The following is a 16,113-nucleotide window of genomic DNA, read 5'->3' on the forward strand; positions in this document are numbered from 1 at the left end:
CCCGAGTCTGAGAGCTCCGGCTGGGCTTCTGGACGCCCGCCGCACCGCGCGGCGGACGGCACTGAGTCCCTTGGAGGACGTATGGCAACCGGAACCGTCAAATGGTTCAACGCCGAGAAGGGCTTCGGCTTCATCGAGCAGGACGGTGGGGGCGCGGACGTTTTCGCGCACTACTCCAACATCGCTGCCCAGGGCTTCCGTGAGCTCCAGGAAGGGCAGAAGGTCAGCTTCGACGTCACGCAGGGCCAGAAGGGCCCGCAGGCCGAGAACATCCAGCCCGTCTAATGCCTGGGCGACAGAACGTCGCCTTGGTGGGACACAGCACTGAGCCGGTGGGAGACAGACCTTTGTCACCCACCGGCTCAGCCGTTGAGTATCGGTCCTGAGTTCGGGGGATTCCCGGTCTCCAGGCCGCCACCACATCATCAGGACCCCACACGACGTCGACGGCGTCATCGGGTAGATCCGCCTCCGAGCGGCTCCCGGCCCGACCTTGGGGTCAACGCGATCGGCGACCTGGTGCGGGCGGCAGTCGCGCTGGGCGAGGACCCGCTGGGGCCTGGCCATCCCCGGCTGGGCGAACCCACGACCAATCCGGGCACGATCCCCGGAGGACAGCAGACCGACCTGGTGCCGGACGCGGCCCGGCTGACCGTCGACCTGCGCACCGTTCCCGGAACCGATGTCCCGGCGGTGAAATCGGCGCTGCTGGGGCCATGGAGCGCGGCGAGATCCACGAACTAGCTAGCAGGCCTGGGGCCAGGGGCGTCTCGGCTGAGCCGTTCTACCCTTCACCGGATGGCTTCTCTTCCCGCAGCAGACCGCCCTTTCGTGACCGCCGCCGTGGTTCAGGCGTCCGCACCCCTCTTCGACACCCCGGGCGCGCTGGCCCGGGCCCAGGACCTCATCCGCGAGGCCGTGACCGGCCGCGGTGCCGACGTGGTCGTGCTTCCGGAAGCGTTCCTCGGTGGCTATCTCAAGGGGCTGGACTTCGGCATCACGGTCGGCAGCCGGACCCCGGCCGGCCGCGACCTGTTCCGCCGCTACCACGCGTCCGCCATCGAGGTTCCCGGCCCGGAGGTCGAGGCGCTCGCGGACCTCACCCGCGACCTCGGATGCCACGCCGTGGTCGGTGCGGTCGAGCGCCGGGGCGGCACGCTGTACTGCGTCGCGCTGTTCCTCGGCCCCGGCGGATATCTGGGCCTGCACCGGAAACTCATGCCCACCGCGGCCGAGCGCTATCTGTGGGGCCAGGGCGACGGGTCCACCATGCCGGTCGTGGACACCGGCACGGCTCGTCTGGGGGCGGCCATCTGCTGGGAGAACTACATGCCGCTCTTCCGCACGGCGATGTACGCCAAGGGCGTCGACCTGTGGTGTGCACCGACCGTCGACGACCGTGAGGTCTGGCAGGCCACGATGCGGCACGTGGCGCTGGAGGGCCGCTGCTTCGTGCTCAGCGCCGCCCAGTACCGGCGCCGCGACGACCTGCCGGCCGATCTCCACCCGATCCCGGGCGAGGCACCGGCCACCGTCCTGATCGGTGGGGGCTCGGTGATCGTCTCCCCACTCGGCGAGGTCCTGGCCGGGCCCCTGCGCGACGGCGAGGGCATCCTCACCGCCGCGCTGGACCTGGACGACATTGCCCGTTCCCGCTTTGATTTCGACAGCATCGGCCACTACGCCCGGCCCGACGTCTTCTCCCTCCACGTCGACGAGTCCGCCCGCCCGGCGGTTGTCAGGGACTGAGGAGACCGGCCGGGTGAGACCGCCGGCGCCTCGCCTCGAGTGTGTACACCTGGTACATCCGGTACCGGATGTACCAGGTGTACACAACGCAACCACTCCGGTCCGGGCACCGTGCCGACCGATCTGACCCGGTCGTCCCCTGCTGCTGACGGGTTCGCCGACGGACACTCGATTTACTGGTACACCCGGACGTAATCGACGAGCATCCGCTGCGGGAGACGGGTGGTGCTGTCGGGAGCGCCGGGCCAGTCGCCGCCCACGGCGTTGTTCAGGATCAGGTAGAACGGGTGGTCGTAGACCCAGGGGCCGCGCGTCTTCTCGACGGTTTCCTTGTCCGCGGTGAAGAATTCGTGACCGTCGACGGAGAAGGTCATCTTCGTGGCGTCCCAGTCGACCGCGTACACGTGGAAGTCGTCGGCGAAGTCGCTGCCGGCCAGGGTGTACGGCTGCCCGTACCCGCCGCCTCCGTAGTAGGCCGGCGCGTGCAACGTGGAGTAGGTCGCGTCCGGCACCTTGCCGACGTGTTCCATCACGTCGATCTCACCCGAGCGGGGCCAGCCGACCTCCGGGAAGTTCGCCCCCAGCATCCAGAACGCCGGCCACAGTCCCTGCGTCCCGGACACCTTGATCCGGGCCTCGGCCCGGCCGTAGGTGAAGGTGAACGTGTTCAGGGTGTTGATCCGGCCCGAGGTGTACCGGCAACCGGCGCATTCGGGCGGGGTCTCCTCCCGGGCCTCGATGGCCAGGTTGCCGGCGCCGTCCGTGGTCGCGTTCTTGTTGTCCGTGTAGTACTGCTGCTCGCCGTTCTGCCCGGTGCCCGGGTCGGCCCTCCACCTGGCGGGATCGGGAGTGGTTCCGGCCGGGCCGTCGAACTCGTCGGAGAACACCAGGTCGGTGGCCGGAAGGTCGATGTCGGCAACGGGTTGTGGTGGGGTCACGGGGTCGCCGCCGGTTCCGTAGACCTGGAAGTCCCACAGGGAGTAGCCGTACCCGTTGGACCGGGCGGTGCCGTACATCCGCAGGTAACGGCCCGTACCGTCCAGGCCGGTCAGGTCTTCCCGGTGTCCCGGGCCGGAGGTGGCCGAGTAGATCGGGTTCCAGTTCTGCGCGTCGTCCGAGATCTGGAGCTGATAATCGGTGGCGTACGCGGCGTCCCACTGGAGCACGACGCGATGGACCGTGGCGCTCGCACCCAGGTCGATGGTGACCCAGCCCGGATCCACCCAGCCCTCGGTGGAACTCGTCGCCCAGCGCGTGGTCACGTCCTGGTCGGTGACCTTGTCGGCGGTGCAGGACGAGCAGGCGCCGTCGTCCTGGAACGTGGAGGCGGTCGCGGGTTTCCGGTACGACAGCAGCACATCCGCTTCTTCCGCCGCCTGGGCCTGCACCACCCCGGCGCCGGCCAGGACGGCCGCGGCGGTACCCACCACGAGAAGGCCTCTGCGCCGACGATTCTGGATCTTGGACGGGCGGATCATGGGCATCTCCTTCGATGTCAGGGAACATCTCGGGTCGAGAAGCCGGACCTCGGCCCGCCGGCCGAGTCTGGTCGCCGCGCTCAGGCACGGTCAATGGGACTTATTGCCCACGGCATCTCCTTGTCGTCGAGGAAAAGGGCCTCTGACCGCTGTTAACGGTGCCATGTCGCTGCGGCAGCGCGGCCATAACACGACCGGGTCGAGCATCGCCCTGATTCGCTGTCCGGCCTCTGCGCCCTTTCGATGGAGATCCCTGTGCTCCTGTTCACGTCCCGGCCCCGGCGGAGGTTGCTCCTCGGGGCCACCGCCGTTCTCGGTCTGCTGTTGTCCTTCGTCGTGTTCACCTCGCTGACCTCGACCTCGCCGGCCCGCGCGGCCGGGGGCACGTTCCGGAACCCGGTGGGTACCGGGCCCGACCCGTTCATGACGTATTTCAGCGGCAACTACTACCTGGCCATGACCGAGGGCGACTCGATCAAGATCCGCCGGGCCCCGAGTGCGGCCGGGCTGCTGCGGGCCACGCCGATCGAGGTGTGGCGGGACAGCAACACCTCCCGCAACAAGGATGTCTGGGCGCCGGAGTTCCACCAGGTGGGCGACCGCTGGTACCTCTACTACACGGCCGACGACGGGGTGGACGAGAACCACCGGCTGTACGTGCTGGAGTCCGACGCCAACGACCCGGCGGGCTCTTACCACTTCAAGGCGAAGCTGACGCCGCCGAACCGGGACGTGTTCGCCATCGACCCGTCGCTGATGAAGCACAACGGCAAGCTGTACCTGTCCTGGAGCGGCACGAACCAGTACCAGCACAACGGCATCAACATCGCCCCGCTGTCGAACCCGTGGACGGTCTCGGGCAACGCCGTCGCCATCAACGCCGGCGGTGACTGCGCCGAGGTGCGGGAGGGCCCGGCCTTCCTCTACCGCAACGGTCGCACCTGGATGACGTACTCGGTCTGCGACACCGGAAAGCCGGACTACAAGCTGTGGATGACGAGCATCGCCGCCACCGCCGACCCGCTGGTGACGTCCAACTGGCAGCAGCACGACGGTGCCGTGTTCTCCCGCTCGGACGCCCGCGGCGTGTTCAGCCCGGGGCACCACAGCTTCTTCACCAGCCCCGACGGCACCCAGGACTGGATCGTCTACCTGGCCAAGACCACCAGCGTGAACACCTACTCCGACCGCACCAGCCGGATCCAGCGGATCGGCTGGAACAGCGACGGCAGCCCGAACCTCGGTGAACCACTGGCCATCGGCGCCTCCCAGGAGCTGCCCGCCGGTGACCCGGGCCCGTCGACCGGGTGGATCAACGACGACGGACGATCCAGCGGCGTCGGATCACTCACCTACAGCGGTACCTGGAGTACCGGAACGGCTTGCGCCGCCCAGTGTTTCTGGGGCGACGACCACTGGAGCGGCGCCGCCGGGGCCACCGCGACGTTCACCTTCACCGGTACCCAGCTGGCCCTGCTGTCGGTACGGGACGTCGGCAACGGCATCGCCGCCATCAGCATCGACGGTCAGGCCGAGAAGCGTGTCGACTTCTACCCGTCCAACCGGATCCGGGTCGGCGAGTGGATGAACTACCTCTCACCGAAGCTGGGCAGCGGCACCCACACCGTCAAGGTGCGCGTGACCGGGGACAAGAACGCCGCCTCCGCCGGGACGACGATCAGTATCGACCGCGCCGAGGTCTGGACGAACTGAGCCGAAGGGCGGGGCGGCCTGGACCGAGGCTTGGGCGTGCCGTGCCCCGGTCTGGACGAGCTGCGCCGAGGTCCAGGCGAGCTGAACCCGGGTTCGTGGGAACTGAGCCTGGGAGTGCTTGGGCGAGGTCGAGGTCAGGATGAACCGAGATAAATCCCGGGCGAACTGATCTGAGGCCTGGATGATCTGAGCGGAGATGCCCGGCCGGGGTTGCTGACCGGCCGGGCAGCTCCGGTGCGGGCTGAGGGCCTGGGGCTCTCATCGCACCGGTGCTTTCGGCGGGGCGAGGGGGATCAGGTGGTGGGGTGGAGCAGATCCTCGAGGCCGATGCGGGTGAGGAACTGCGCGCGGATGTGGTCGGCAAGAACGCTGACGGTCTCGGAGCCGTCGTTCGAGGGGTCGACGTGGACGCGGAACGGGCGCTCGCCGTGGTCGGTCGCGACCACCTCGACGATGGCGGCGGCGACCTGGGAGACGTCGGCGTCGGCCGGGGCCAGGTCGGCCAGGCGCAGGGCGACCTGGTCCATCAGGCCGGAGTAATGCTCTTCGTAGGCGGGGATGACGCTCTGGTCGGCGGGTTGGCCACCCGTGGCGAAATGGTTGGTGCCTCTGGTGAAGGCACCCGGGACGACGATCGACGTCTCGATGTTGAAGCGGGCCAGTTCGGCGGCGTAGGAGACGGCCAGGGCATCCATCGCGGCCTTGGCCGCGAAGTACGGGGCCAGGTAGGGGGGCGTTCCGCCCCGGGTGGAGGTCGAACCCACCCACAGCACCAGGCCCTTTCGCTGGGAACGCAGGTGGGGCAATGCGGCCCGGTTGACGCGCTGGGTGCCCAGCACGTTGGTGTCGTAGACCGCGATCATCTCGTCGGGGGTGAACGCCTCGGTGGGGCCGGTGACCATGTGGCCGGCGTTGTGAATGATCACGTCGAGCCGCCCGGTCTCGGACAGGACGGTGGCGATCGCGGCGTCTGCCGATTCCTGCGAGAGGACGTCGAGCTCGACCGTGCGGAGATCGGCGTTGTGCTCGATGGCGTAGGCCCGGGCATCGGCGACCCGCTCGGCGTTGCGCGTGGTGGTGTTCCGCATGGCTGCGTAGACGGTGTGGCCGGCGTCGGCCAGGGCTCGGGCGGTCAGCGCGCCGAAACCGGAACCCGCGCCGGTGATGAGGATCGTGCTGCTCATGGTGGGTCCTCCTGAGATCTGCGGAGGCGTGGGAAGCTGCGCACCACACCTGGCGTATCCGCGATAGCTTCGTGGGGATTCGTTGATACGTGAACCGTAGCACGGTGGCGGTTCGTTGATATAGTTCTCGCGTATCGCCGATTCGGGGAGGGGGCGATGGGTCGTGGCACTGCTGGACGAGGGCTCGGGGAGCGGCGACTACGCGCTGTTAACGGGGATATGTCGCTCCGGCAGCACGCCCATAACGCGGTTCGGTCAAGCATCGCTGTCCGGCCCACCGGATTCGGGCGGCGTCGACCACATCGCGAAAGGTGCGCGTCATCAGGGAAAAGAACGCCGCGTCCGGCAGAGCCACGGATCGGCATCGCCAGCACCGAGGACTGGGCGGGCCGAATCCGGCATACCCTGGCATACCCGGGCGGGCGCCGGGGGCATGAGCAGGACAGGGACCAGGATGGCGACACGAGCAGCGACGACGCAGGCGGTAGCACTGGCTGCAGTGGCACCGGCGGCGATGATTCGAATAAGGACAGCGCCGTCTGCGACGGACGCGGCCCGGGCGGCGCTGGTGAAGGTGGCCCGGGCAACGGTGGTGCGGGCGGGGATGGCCCAGGTGGTTGGGCGCTCGCAGCGATGACCCCGGCAGAGACAGAGGCGGCGCTGGCCAGGGCATCGGCAGCACGGCTATCGGCGACAGAGGCAACGGCGACACGGGCGATGGCAACACAAACGGCACAGGACGATCGGACCACGTCGGGGGAAGTTCCCGACCGGTCTGTTGATCAGGGAGAGACGGAGGGCGGTGGCCGGGGGTGGCGTCCTTCAGGATGGATGCCGGCCGGCATCGCCGAGCGCCCGGAACTGGTCCGACGGCTGCGGATCTCGCGGGCTGCGGCACTCTGGACGGCTCTGGCGGGGGTTGTGCTGGTGGCGTTGCTGTGGCCGGAGATGCGTTCGCCGGTGCAGGGTTTTGCGAAGGTCTACGGGTTGTTCATCGTCGGGTTCCTGATCGCTGTCACCCGCACGATGCGGTGGACCACGGCCGCGCGGATGTACGCGCTCGCCCTGCTCTGGTCGCTGGTGGCCGTGGTGGCGCTGCTCGTGCTGTTCCCGGACGGCCCGGCTCCCTCGACGATCGGTCTGGCGGAGGAATCACTGAAGCTGGCGCCCGTGGCCGCGCTGGCGTTCGTGGTTCCCCGGCGGGCGCGGCAGTTCTCGGTGACCGACTGGCTGCTCCTGGGTTTCACCGCCGGGCTGGCGTTCCAGGCGGTGCGGGAGATGGCGCACGAGGTGTCCGGGTCGGACAGCCCGGGAACGCAGTTCGTGTCCACCGCGATCATCACGGCCACGGTCGGGCTGGCGATCGTGGTATGGCGCCGGGCCGCGGTCAGCTCCGGTGCGGGTGCGGTGGTGCTGCGCGGTTTCGCGCTCGCCGCGCCGGTTCTGGTGGGGTGGCTGGCGGTGTCCGGTCGCACGGTGGACGATCCGTCCGGCGCGACGGCGTCGGTTCCGCTCCCGCTGCGGTGGGGTCGGCAGGTGGTCGAGGCCCTGCCTCTGCACGAGAGGGTTCCGTCGGTGGCGCTGCTGGCCGCGGTGCTGGTGCTCGCGCTACTGGTCGACGCCCGGCACCTGCTGGCCGTCGATGCCCGGCGCGGCGACCTGACCATCCTGCCGGTGCCCTGGCTGGCCGTCTGGTGGACCCACGCGTGGTCGTCCCGCCTGGTCATTGAGGGGCCGCCGGACCCCGTAGGTGAAGACACCGCGGAGGATGACGCCGATCCCCGGCGGAGCGGTGCTCAAGACAATGCCGCCGAGCGCGATGACGCCAAGGCGCACAGCGGAGGGCGTCGGGCGTCCCGGGCTGCTTCCCGGAAGGGTGGCGCAGCGCGGAGTTCGGGGGGCGAGGTTCTGGGGGCGTCGGGCCGGGCGGTTGCGGAGGCCTGGCGCACGCTCGTGGTCGCCACCTGTGCGCTGGTGGCCTATGCGTCGCGGGATCGGGTGGTGATCCTGGCCGCGCACGCCGGTGCGACGGGGGAGTCCCGGCTGACCCGGCTGGTGCGGGGCCGGGCCGCGGCGGAGATGGTGCGTCACGCGCGGCGGGAGGCGTTCACCACCCAGGCCGGTCCCGGTGGGTCACGGGCCGTTCCCGGCTGGCGGGTGAGTGCTGCGGCGGTGCTGATGATTCTTCTGGCCGGGGCGTGGCTGGCCGGAGGGTGGCCGTCCGGTCCGGTCGGCGAAGGGCCGCCGAATCCTGGGGTCTGGTGGTCCGGGCTGACGGTGTGGCGGCAGCTGATGGTGGTCGGTGGGCTGATCGCGCTGGCCGGTCTGTCGGCCGGGTCGCTCGGGCAGGCGTTCGGGGTGTCCGGGGCCGCACCGTACCTGGCCTCGCACGGGCGCGGTGCTGCCACCTTCGTGCGTGACCCGCGGTCGGCGGTGCGGGCGTATCTGTCCCGGGTGACGCCGGGGGCGCTGCTCACCGACGGCGCCGAACTCACGCTGACGTTCGTCCCGGTGAACTTTGGTGGCGCCGTGCAGAACCGGGCGGTGCGCCTGACGGCCGAGGACTATCTTCACGCCTTCGACCTGGGCGGGGTCTCGGACTTCCTGGCCAAGGCCGAGGACTTCTCCGAGCTCGCGGCCCGGGCCGTGCCCGAACACGGCTACCACGACGTGATCATCCAGGGCATGTCCACGGGGCTCGGGTTCAGTCACCGCGCGTTGGCCCGGCTGATCCTCAACGACGCGAACTACGGCGGCGGTCCGGTCCGGCTGGTCTCGGGTGCGGTCGGCGGGGTGGGGGCGGCCACGGCGCAGAACCTGGCTGACAAGCTCGGTGTCGAGGTGCTGGCACCCTCCGGCACGGTCTTCGCCTTCCGTTCGGGTCGGCTGGTGGTCGGGCCTTCGCCGCTGGCGACGTCCGGACGATGGATCCCCTTCCGGCCGGGAGCATCACGATGAACATCAGCAGAGCCGGGTTCTTCCGGGAACTTCCGCACGGCGACCCGAACGGCGAGAGCCTGCGCGAGGCCGTGGAGCGCGACACGGATCAGGACACCGCGAAGCTCCTACGGTACCTGGAGGGGAACGTCGTCCTCGCGGCGACGGCGGCCCTGGTCGACGACGTGCTCGACCACACCGCCCGGGCCGTCGCCCCGCTGGAACTGGTCACCGACGGCGCCTGGGTCTGGCCCCGTGACTTGGCTTATTACGTCGAGAAGTACGACGCGGCGGTGCCGGCGACGTTCATCCTGCACCTGGAACTACGCAACTGGGTCCAGCCGCACCTCGGCGAGAACGAGCTGCAGCAGGTGGAGGAGGCCTTCCTGGGGCCCGACTACTGAGCCCGCCGGAATTCCGTAGACCTCGGCCGGATCGTGTGGGGCGATGTGGATTGAAGGAGGTGCGTTGTCTTCACGGGGTGCTCGGTCGAATCAGGTGGGGCGATGTGGATTGAAGGTGGTGCGTTGTCTTCACGGGGTGCTCGGTCGAATCAGGTGGGGCGATGTGGATTGAAGGTGGTGCGTTGTCTCCACGGGTACTTGGCCGAATTAGGTGGGGCGCTGTGCTTCCAGGGCGGTGCGTAGTCCCCACAAGTACTCGTCCGGGCGCTCCCAGGCGGCGAAGTGGCCGCCGTGGTCGTACTCCCGCCACGCGGCCACGTCGAAGTAGCGCTCGGCGAACTGTCGCGGGGCGTTGACCAGGTCGTGGGCGAAGACCGTGAAGACCGTGGGGATCTCGATGCGGGGCCAGTCCATGGTGCCGCCGGTGGCATACGGCGTGAACGACGTGCCGATGGAGTCGGTCAGCCAGTAGGCACTCACCCAGGTCAGCGCCTCGTCGTAGCTGAAGACGTCGGTGAACGGGCCGTCGCTCCAGCGGTCCAGCTTCTCTACGATCCACGCGGCCAGCCCGGCGGGGGAGTCACCGAGCCCCACCGCGAGCGTGTTCGGCCGGGTCGACTGCTCGTGCATGTAGCCACCCTCGGCCGCCTGCCATCGATGACCGCGGGCGACGTAGGCACGCTCCTCCTCGTCAAGGTCTGCGGGTGGATCGACCAGGAAATGGAACTGCGAGACGTCGGTGAGGTGGAGGGCGGTGACGACTTCGGGATGGCACGCCGCCAGGGCCTCGGCCACGTCGCAGCCCACGTCGCCGGCCGAGATCACGTAGCGCTCGAACCCGAATTCCCGCATGGCCACGGCCATTGCGTCAGCCATCGCGACCGCTGACAGTCCGCCCGGCACCCCGTCCGGCGCCGCTGGGGCCGCGAACGGGAAGCCGGGCAGCGCCGGGGCCACGTAGGTGACGTCGTCCAGGTGCGGGAAGAGTCGCTCGAACCGCAGGACCGAGTCCGGCCAGCCGTGCAGGAGCAGGACGACACCGGCGTCGGCGTCGGCGTCGGTCTGGGAGGCGTCGGCCCGGGAGATGATGGCCCGAACGGGCACGGACGCGTGCTCGGTCTGCTCCCACGGGTAGGCCGCGATCCGTCGAGCCTGCGCGGCCCAGTCGAAGTCGTCGCGCCAGTGAGCGATCAGGGCATCCAGCAACGACGAGGGGACGCCGAACTCGCCTTCGGAGGCCACCGGGGGGACGCGGTGGTAGCGGCGGAGACGGTCGTGCAGGTCGTCGAGGGAGGCCCTACCCCCAAGATTCCCAAGGCGCTCCACCATCATTCTTTCACCGACCCGAAAAAGTCAGTCAGGTCGTCCGCAAGCAGGGCCGGCTCTTCGTAGGGAGCGAAGTGACCGCCGCGCGGCATGACCGTGTAACGGGTCAGGTGGTAGGTGCGCTCCACCCAGCTGCGCGGCGGCGGGGCACCGAGATCGCCCGGGAAAACCGCCACCGCAGTGGGAACCTCGACGCGCAGGGGAGAGGAACCGGAAGCCTGACCGCTCTCGTAGTAGGGCCGGAACGAGGTCGAGATCGTGTCGGTGAACCAGTACAGCGACGCCTGGGTGAGGAGGAAGTCGTCGCTGAACCGGCTGGAGACGTCACCCCCGCAGTCACTCCAGGCCCGGTACTTCTCCAGGATCCAGGCGAGCAGGCCGGAGGGGGAGTCGCCCAGCCCCTGGGCCAGGGTGAGCGGGCGGGTGCTCTGCTGGTGGTTGTAGGCGCCCTCCTGCGCGTGCCAGGTCGCGATCGCCTCCAGGTAGGCCTGCTCTTCGGGGGTGAGGTTGTCGCGGGGAGTGGAGTCGACGCTCAGCAGGTGAATGCCGACCACGGCCTCGGGATGGGCCTGACCGAGCCGGCCGGTGACCCCCGCGCCGAGGTCACCGCCGTGCGCGCCGTACCGCTCGAAACCCAGCTCGTCATGCATGAGCCGGTGCCACAGCTCGTGTGTGGGCAGGCTGTCGCCCAGGCGCTGAGGCGAGAAGATGAAGCCGGGTAGCGACGGCACGATCACCGTGAAGGCGTCCTGGCCCTGGCCGCCGAACCGGGAGGGCGACGAAAGGCGTTGGGCCAGCTCGACCATCTCGAAGAACGAGCTCGGCCAGCCGTTGGTGAGCACGAGCGGCAGCGTGCCCTCCCGCTCGGCGTCGAACCGCAGGTAGTGCACGGGGGTGCCGTCGATGTCGGCGAACCGGTGCGGCAGCTCGTTGATGGCGGCCTCGTGCCGGCGCCAGTCGTAACCGTCGGCCCAGTACTCCACCAGGCGCCGCACCTCGTCGACGTCGGTGCCCGCCTCCCAGGCAGCCACCGGGAGGGGTTCGGCCCACCGGGTCTTGCGCAGGCGCGCTCGCAGGTCGTCGAGATCCGCGGAACTCACCTCGAGCACAGGACGGACGTCGGTCGGGGTCTTCTTCGTCATCGACACCGCTTAACCGTAAAGCTGGTGTTGCAGACAATCAACACCTCTGTGGCCTTAAGCTGGTGTCGTGAATCTGGTAGTGGTCGAGCAGTTCGTCAACACGCTGGACGAGAGAACCTTCAGCCGGCACGGGGAGAACCACGTCGCCACCGACGAACTCACCTCGGTCGAGGCGCTCGCGGTCTGGCTGGAGGCTCACGACCTCCCGGCCTTGGAACTGGGTGAGCCCGGTCTGACCACGGCCCTCGCGTTGCGGGCCGGCCTGCGGGAGGCGCTCACCGGTGACATCTCGACGGCCCTGAACGATTTTCCGGTGCGGATGGCCCCCGATGCGAGCGGAGGGTTGCGCCTCGTCGCGAACAGTGGCGTCGCTGGTCTCGACGTGATGATCGAGGCCGTCGCGGTGGCCGTGGCCTCGGGAGGCTGGAGCCGTCTGAAACTGTGCGCCTCGTCCGACTGTCGCTGGGCCTTCTACGACACCTCACGCAGTGGCGGCGGCCGCTGGTGCTCGATGGAGGTGTGCGGCAATCGGCACAAGACGCGGACATATCGCCGTCGCCGGGCGGAGTAGGCGCGCGGTGGTGTTGTGGTGTGTGATGATTTCCCGACGTTCGTGCAGAGATTCGCGAGCGTCGATGACGACGATGATGACCTGCAGAGAGCTATCGATGCAGTCCCGTAGTAAGGGCGTGTGTTGACGATGAATCCAAGGCTCCCGGTCGTGTTGCTGGTCGAGGATGATCCCGGTGACGTTCTGATGGTCACCGAAGCACTGGAACGCAGTCAGCGTCCGCCGGTGCTCCATGTCGTCGGTGACGGTCAGGAGGCTCTGGACTTCCTGCACCGCGGCGGCCCGGATGCCGACCGTCCCGATCTCATCCTGCTCGACCTGAACATGCCCCGCCTCGACGGACGTGAGGCTCTGGCCGCGATCAAGGGTGACGAGAGGTTCCGGGCGATCCCGGTTGTGGTGTTCACGACCTCCGATGCCGAGAGCGACGTGCTGGCCAGTTACCAACGGCACGCCAACGCGTACGTCACCAAGCCGATGGACCTGGACGCACTGGAAGCTGTGGTCGACCAGATCGGGCACTTCTACACCGGGGTGAGCGCGCTCCTGCCGCCCCACCAGCGCAACGGCTGAACTGGACCAGGCGGGTCAGGCAAGCCGCTCACGCAGGAACTCGACGGTGAGATCAAAAGCGGTGCGCGCAGTTTCCGGTGAACCCAGCCACAGGTGATCCGCGCCCGCGAGCAGACGCAGACGGACGTCCACACGCTTGGCCTCTAACGCCTCGGCCAGTCGCTGTGACTGCCGGTGCGGCACGAAACGGTCTGCGGTGCCGTGGATCAGCAGGAACGGCGGGGCATTCTCATGCACCCGTGCCACCGGGGATGCCTGAGCCGCCAGCTCGGGCACCTCGGTGGCCCTGCCGCCCAGCAGGAGGGCCTCGCGGGAGTCCGGGGCCGACGGATCGGCGACGGAGATTCCCAGTTCGGCCGCGTCGGAGGGAAACTCCGACAGGTCGGAGGGGCCGTACCAGCTGACCACCGCGGCAACTCCCTCGGCGGTGAGCCCCAGCAGTGCGGCCAGGTGCCCGCCCGCCGACTCACCCCACACCGCAATCCGCTGCGGATCGATGCCCAGTTCGTCCGTACGATCGCGCAACCAGGCCAGAGCAGTCGTGACATCGTCGAGCTGCGCCGGGAAACGCGCCTCCCCGGTCAGCCGGTAGTCGACCGAGACCACCGCAAAACCCTTGCCCGCCAATTGTTCCAGCGGTGACGGCAGCCAGTCGGCGAAGGTCGGGCCGACCGACGACCGGCTGCCCACGTGCCAGCCGCCACCGTGCACGAAGATCACCGCGGGCACGGCCGCACGGGTGTCGGGGCGGTAAACGTCCAGCAGCAGCGGCCGGAACCCCGGCACCGTCGCGTACTCCACGGCCCGCCAGAACCGCACGTCACCATGGCGGTGAGGGCGCATCAATGAGGGACGATCACCTCGCCCCACCGGGGTCGCCTCAGTCATGGAGGTGGACACCGTGGTGGAACTCGTTCCGGAACTCCTGCGCCGCGGCTCCTAGCTGCTCCCGGGACGGGATCAACGGAACCACCGGGGGCATGCGCGCTTCGGTGCGCTCGCCGGCGGCCGCGAAGAACCGCTCGAAACCGCCCGTGTTCACCCCGAGGGTGCGGGCCCGGTGCGACTCGACCCGGAAGGAATGCTTGCGCCCGGCCGGCACGTACCCGAAATCACCGGTGGCCAGAACCTTGTCGTGCCGCGTGCCGTCCAGATCCTCGATGATGACGCGGACCTTTCCGTCGAGCACGTAGAAGATCTCGTGGACATCCGCGTGGGAGTGCACGGGAATGGCCTCACCCCGGGGCGCCTCCATGGTGAACACCCCGAACTGGCCCTCGGTCTCGTCACCCGACAGCAGCACCGTGAACAACTGGTCGAAGAGGTGGGCGCGCTCGCCCTCACCGGCCTCGAGGAAGTACGGAACCGGGCTGCCGGGCAGGGCGAACGGCGAGTCCCCGCCGGTCGCTCGCTGGGTGAACTCCAGGGTCATCGCTGTCCTCCCGATGGTGGCGTCAGTGCCGGGCCCAGCTTGCCCCAGCCACCTGGTGATGTCCTGTGAGGAATTCCGTTCAGCGGAAGAAGTGGGGCGCCGGAGCATCCCGGAACCATCGATCCTGGGTGGCCCTTCGCCGAGTGCGATTTCCAGGATGCAGTTTTCACGACGCGGCCACCGGACCCCGGCTTCCTTGACATCACCTCGGTCTAGGCTGGTCATGTGAACCCAGCGATGAGTGAGCACGATGCGGCGGTGCTCGCGCGCATCCGGCAGGGATCCCTCTACACCGAGTCGGAGGCCGCGTTCCTCGCACCGCAGCGCCGGGCCGACCTCATCTTCGACTACAACCAGACCCGGCCGAGCGACACGGATCGGCGTCGCACCCTGCTCGAGCAGATCCTGGGCTCGGTCGGCGCCCGCACGGTGCTGCTGTCACCCTTCCACGCCGGGTTCGGCAGCAACGTGCACATCGGCGACGACTTCTTCGGCAACGTCAACCTGACCTTCGTGGATGACGTGGAGATCCGGATCGGCAACGGGGTGATGATCGCCCCCGGCGTCACGCTGACCACCACCGGCCATCCCGTTCACCCCGACCTGCGCGTCGATTTCCGGCGCTTCTCCGAGCCGATCGTGCTCGAGGACAAGGTCTGGATCGGCAGCAACGCCGTGGTCCTGCCGGGGGTACGGATCGGGTACGGGTCGGTGATCGGTGCGGGCAGCGTGGTCACGCACGACATCCCGCCGATGAGCGTCGCGGTGGGGGTGCCGTGCCGGGTGACGCGAGCAATCACGCAGGACGAACTGCGGGGTCGCGTCTGACGCAGACGTGCGTTGGATCGTCCCCTTGTTCGTGATCATGGACGACGTCCGCCGCTGGTCCCGAGGGGGCGCCGGATTAGGCTCAGGGGTGTTCCGGCGCAGCGGTAGTTATCAGGGAGACGCAGTGGATCTGACCGAGCAGTTCGCGCACATGGCGACCGGCGGGATGTACGACGACCTGACCCCGGAGCTGCTGGAGGCCCGCACCCGGGCGGTGCTGGCGACGAACGGGTACAACGCCTCCTACGGCCGGCCGTCACCCGAGCGGGAGAGCCTGCTCAAGGAGGTCGTCGGGTCGGCGGGAGAGGGCGCGAACTTCGAGCCGACGTTCCGCTGCGAGTTCGGCCGCAACATTCACCTCGGCGCGCGGTTCTTCGCCAACTTCGACTGCGTGATGCTCGACGGCGCCCCCATCGTGATCGGTGACGACGTGCTGATCGGCCCGAAGGTGGGGCTGTACACGTCCAACCACGCGCTCGACCTGGAGGAGCGGATCGCGGGCGGATGCTGGGCGCGGCCGATCACGATCGGGAACGGGGTCTGGATCGCGGGTGGGGTCACCGTGCTGCCGGGGGTGACGATCGGCGACGGTGCGGTCATCGGTGGCGGGTCGGTGGTCACGAAAGACGTTCCGGCGGGCGTGGTCTTCGCCGGCAACCCGGGTCGCGTGCTGCGGGAGATCACCGCGAAAGACCGCACGGGGTACACATCGACCCACTGAGACGAGTTTCAGACGGGTGATGACCAGCTAGCTCACCTTTAGTAAGTAGCTTTCC

15 protein-coding genes and 1 pseudogene are annotated in these 16,113 nt (G+C 68.9%); 10 read left to right on the forward strand and 6 right to left on the reverse strand.

Features of this window, described 5'->3' with window-relative positions:
* Window positions 1-81: 81 nt before the first annotated feature.
* The 3 genes from LR393_RS28335 to LR393_RS28345 all read left to right on the forward strand — a co-directional run bounded on the left by LR393_RS28335 (window position 82) and on the right by LR393_RS28345 (window position 1,749).
* Window positions 82-285 carry a cold-shock protein gene (locus LR393_RS28335; RefSeq protein WP_231487958.1) on the forward strand — a complete coding sequence of 68 codons (204 nt, stop codon included), beginning with the start codon at window positions 82-84 and terminating at the stop codon, window positions 283-285.
* Window positions 286-369: 84 nt separating this feature from the next.
* Complete coding sequence (locus LR393_RS35830) at window positions 370-744, forward strand: peptidase dimerization domain-containing protein (protein ID WP_269328026.1); 375 nt, start codon at window positions 370-372, stop codon at window positions 742-744.
* A gap of 54 nt (window positions 745-798) precedes the next feature.
* Window positions 799-1,749 (forward strand): nitrilase-related carbon-nitrogen hydrolase, encoded by a 951-nt coding sequence (locus LR393_RS28345; protein WP_231487960.1) that lies wholly within the window; start codon window positions 799-801, stop codon window positions 1,747-1,749.
* Window positions 1,750-1,922: 173 nt separating this feature from the next.
* On the opposite strand, the pseudogene LR393_RS28350 reads toward LR393_RS28345, so the two are convergent.
* A pseudogene (locus LR393_RS28350) lies at window positions 1,923-3,110 on the reverse strand (family 16 glycosylhydrolase); the annotation flags it as partial.
* A 372-nt stretch (window positions 3,111-3,482) separates the two neighbouring features.
* On the opposite strand from LR393_RS28350, the gene LR393_RS28355 reads away from it, so the two are divergent.
* Window positions 3,483-4,940: a glycoside hydrolase family 43 protein gene (locus LR393_RS28355; protein ID WP_231487962.1), complete on the forward strand. Its 1,458-nt coding sequence runs from the start codon at window positions 3,483-3,485 to the stop codon at window positions 4,938-4,940.
* Between the two features lie 293 nt (window positions 4,941-5,233).
* Here the strand turns inward: LR393_RS28355 and LR393_RS28360 are convergent, their stop codons facing one another.
* On the reverse strand, window positions 5,234-6,124 hold the full coding sequence (locus tag LR393_RS28360; RefSeq protein WP_231487963.1) for an SDR family NAD(P)-dependent oxidoreductase: 891 nt from the start codon (window positions 6,122-6,124) through the stop codon (window positions 5,234-5,236).
* Between the two features lie 831 nt (window positions 6,125-6,955).
* Here LR393_RS28360 and LR393_RS28365 point away from each other — a divergent pair.
* Together LR393_RS28365 and LR393_RS28370 are read left to right on the forward strand one after the other, a co-directional pair.
* The gene (locus LR393_RS28365; RefSeq protein ID WP_231487964.1) at window positions 6,956-9,082 is read left to right on the forward strand and encodes a hypothetical protein; all 2,127 of its coding nucleotides are present in this window, start codon (window positions 6,956-6,958) and stop codon (window positions 9,080-9,082) included.
* The gene (locus tag LR393_RS28370; protein ID WP_231487965.1) at window positions 9,079-9,465 is read left to right on the forward strand and encodes a hypothetical protein; all 387 of its coding nucleotides are present in this window, start codon (window positions 9,079-9,081) and stop codon (window positions 9,463-9,465) included. Before LR393_RS28365 ends, LR393_RS28370 begins: the two co-directional genes overlap by 4 nt.
* A 207-nt stretch (window positions 9,466-9,672) precedes the next feature.
* Here LR393_RS28370 and LR393_RS28375 read toward each other — a convergent pair whose 3' ends face one another.
* Complete coding sequence (locus LR393_RS28375) at window positions 9,673-10,794, reverse strand: epoxide hydrolase (protein ID WP_269328036.1); 1,122 nt, start codon at window positions 10,792-10,794, stop codon at window positions 9,673-9,675.
* Window positions 10,794-11,933, reverse strand: a complete 1,140-nt coding sequence (locus LR393_RS28380; protein ID WP_231488060.1) for an epoxide hydrolase family protein — start codon at window positions 11,931-11,933, stop codon at window positions 10,794-10,796. Before LR393_RS28380 ends, LR393_RS28375 begins: the two co-directional genes overlap by 1 nt.
* A 67-nt stretch (window positions 11,934-12,000) precedes the next feature.
* On the opposite strand from LR393_RS28380, the gene LR393_RS28385 reads away from it, so the two are divergent.
* Both LR393_RS28385 and LR393_RS28390 read left to right on the forward strand, forming a co-directional pair.
* A complete protein-coding gene (locus LR393_RS28385; RefSeq protein ID WP_231487967.1) occupies window positions 12,001-12,504 on the forward strand; it encodes a CGNR zinc finger domain-containing protein in 504 nt (167 codons plus the stop codon).
* 129 nt (window positions 12,505-12,633) lie between these two features.
* Window positions 12,634-13,077 carry a response regulator gene (locus tag LR393_RS28390; RefSeq protein WP_345718869.1) on the forward strand — a complete coding sequence of 148 codons (444 nt, stop codon included), beginning with the start codon at window positions 12,634-12,636 and terminating at the stop codon, window positions 13,075-13,077.
* 15 nt (window positions 13,078-13,092) lie between these two features.
* On the opposite strand, the gene LR393_RS28395 is transcribed toward LR393_RS28390, so the two are convergent.
* Both LR393_RS28395 and LR393_RS28400 read right to left on the reverse strand, forming a co-directional pair.
* Complete coding sequence (locus tag LR393_RS28395; RefSeq protein WP_231487969.1) at window positions 13,093-13,920, reverse strand: alpha/beta hydrolase; 828 nt, start codon at window positions 13,918-13,920, stop codon at window positions 13,093-13,095.
* Between the two features lie 37 nt (window positions 13,921-13,957).
* A complete protein-coding gene (locus tag LR393_RS28400) occupies window positions 13,958-14,509 on the reverse strand; it encodes a quercetin 2,3-dioxygenase (RefSeq protein WP_231487970.1) in 552 nt (183 codons plus the stop codon).
* Between the two features lie 237 nt (window positions 14,510-14,746).
* Here LR393_RS28400 and LR393_RS28405 point away from each other — a divergent pair, with 237 nt between their 5' ends.
* Together LR393_RS28405 and LR393_RS37280 are read left to right on the forward strand one after the other, a co-directional pair.
* Complete coding sequence (locus tag LR393_RS28405) at window positions 14,747-15,337, forward strand: sugar O-acetyltransferase (RefSeq protein ID WP_231487971.1); 591 nt, start codon at window positions 14,747-14,749, stop codon at window positions 15,335-15,337.
* A gap of 124 nt (window positions 15,338-15,461) precedes the next feature.
* On the forward strand, window positions 15,462-16,058 hold the full coding sequence (locus tag LR393_RS37280) for a sugar O-acetyltransferase (protein WP_345718868.1): 597 nt from the start codon (window positions 15,462-15,464) through the stop codon (window positions 16,056-16,058).
* Window positions 16,059-16,113: the final 55 nt, after the last annotated feature.

It is taken from the genome of Kineosporia mesophila (assembly GCF_021129235.1).
GTDB lineage: Bacteria > Actinomycetota > Actinomycetes > Actinomycetales > Kineosporiaceae > Kineosporia > Kineosporia mesophila.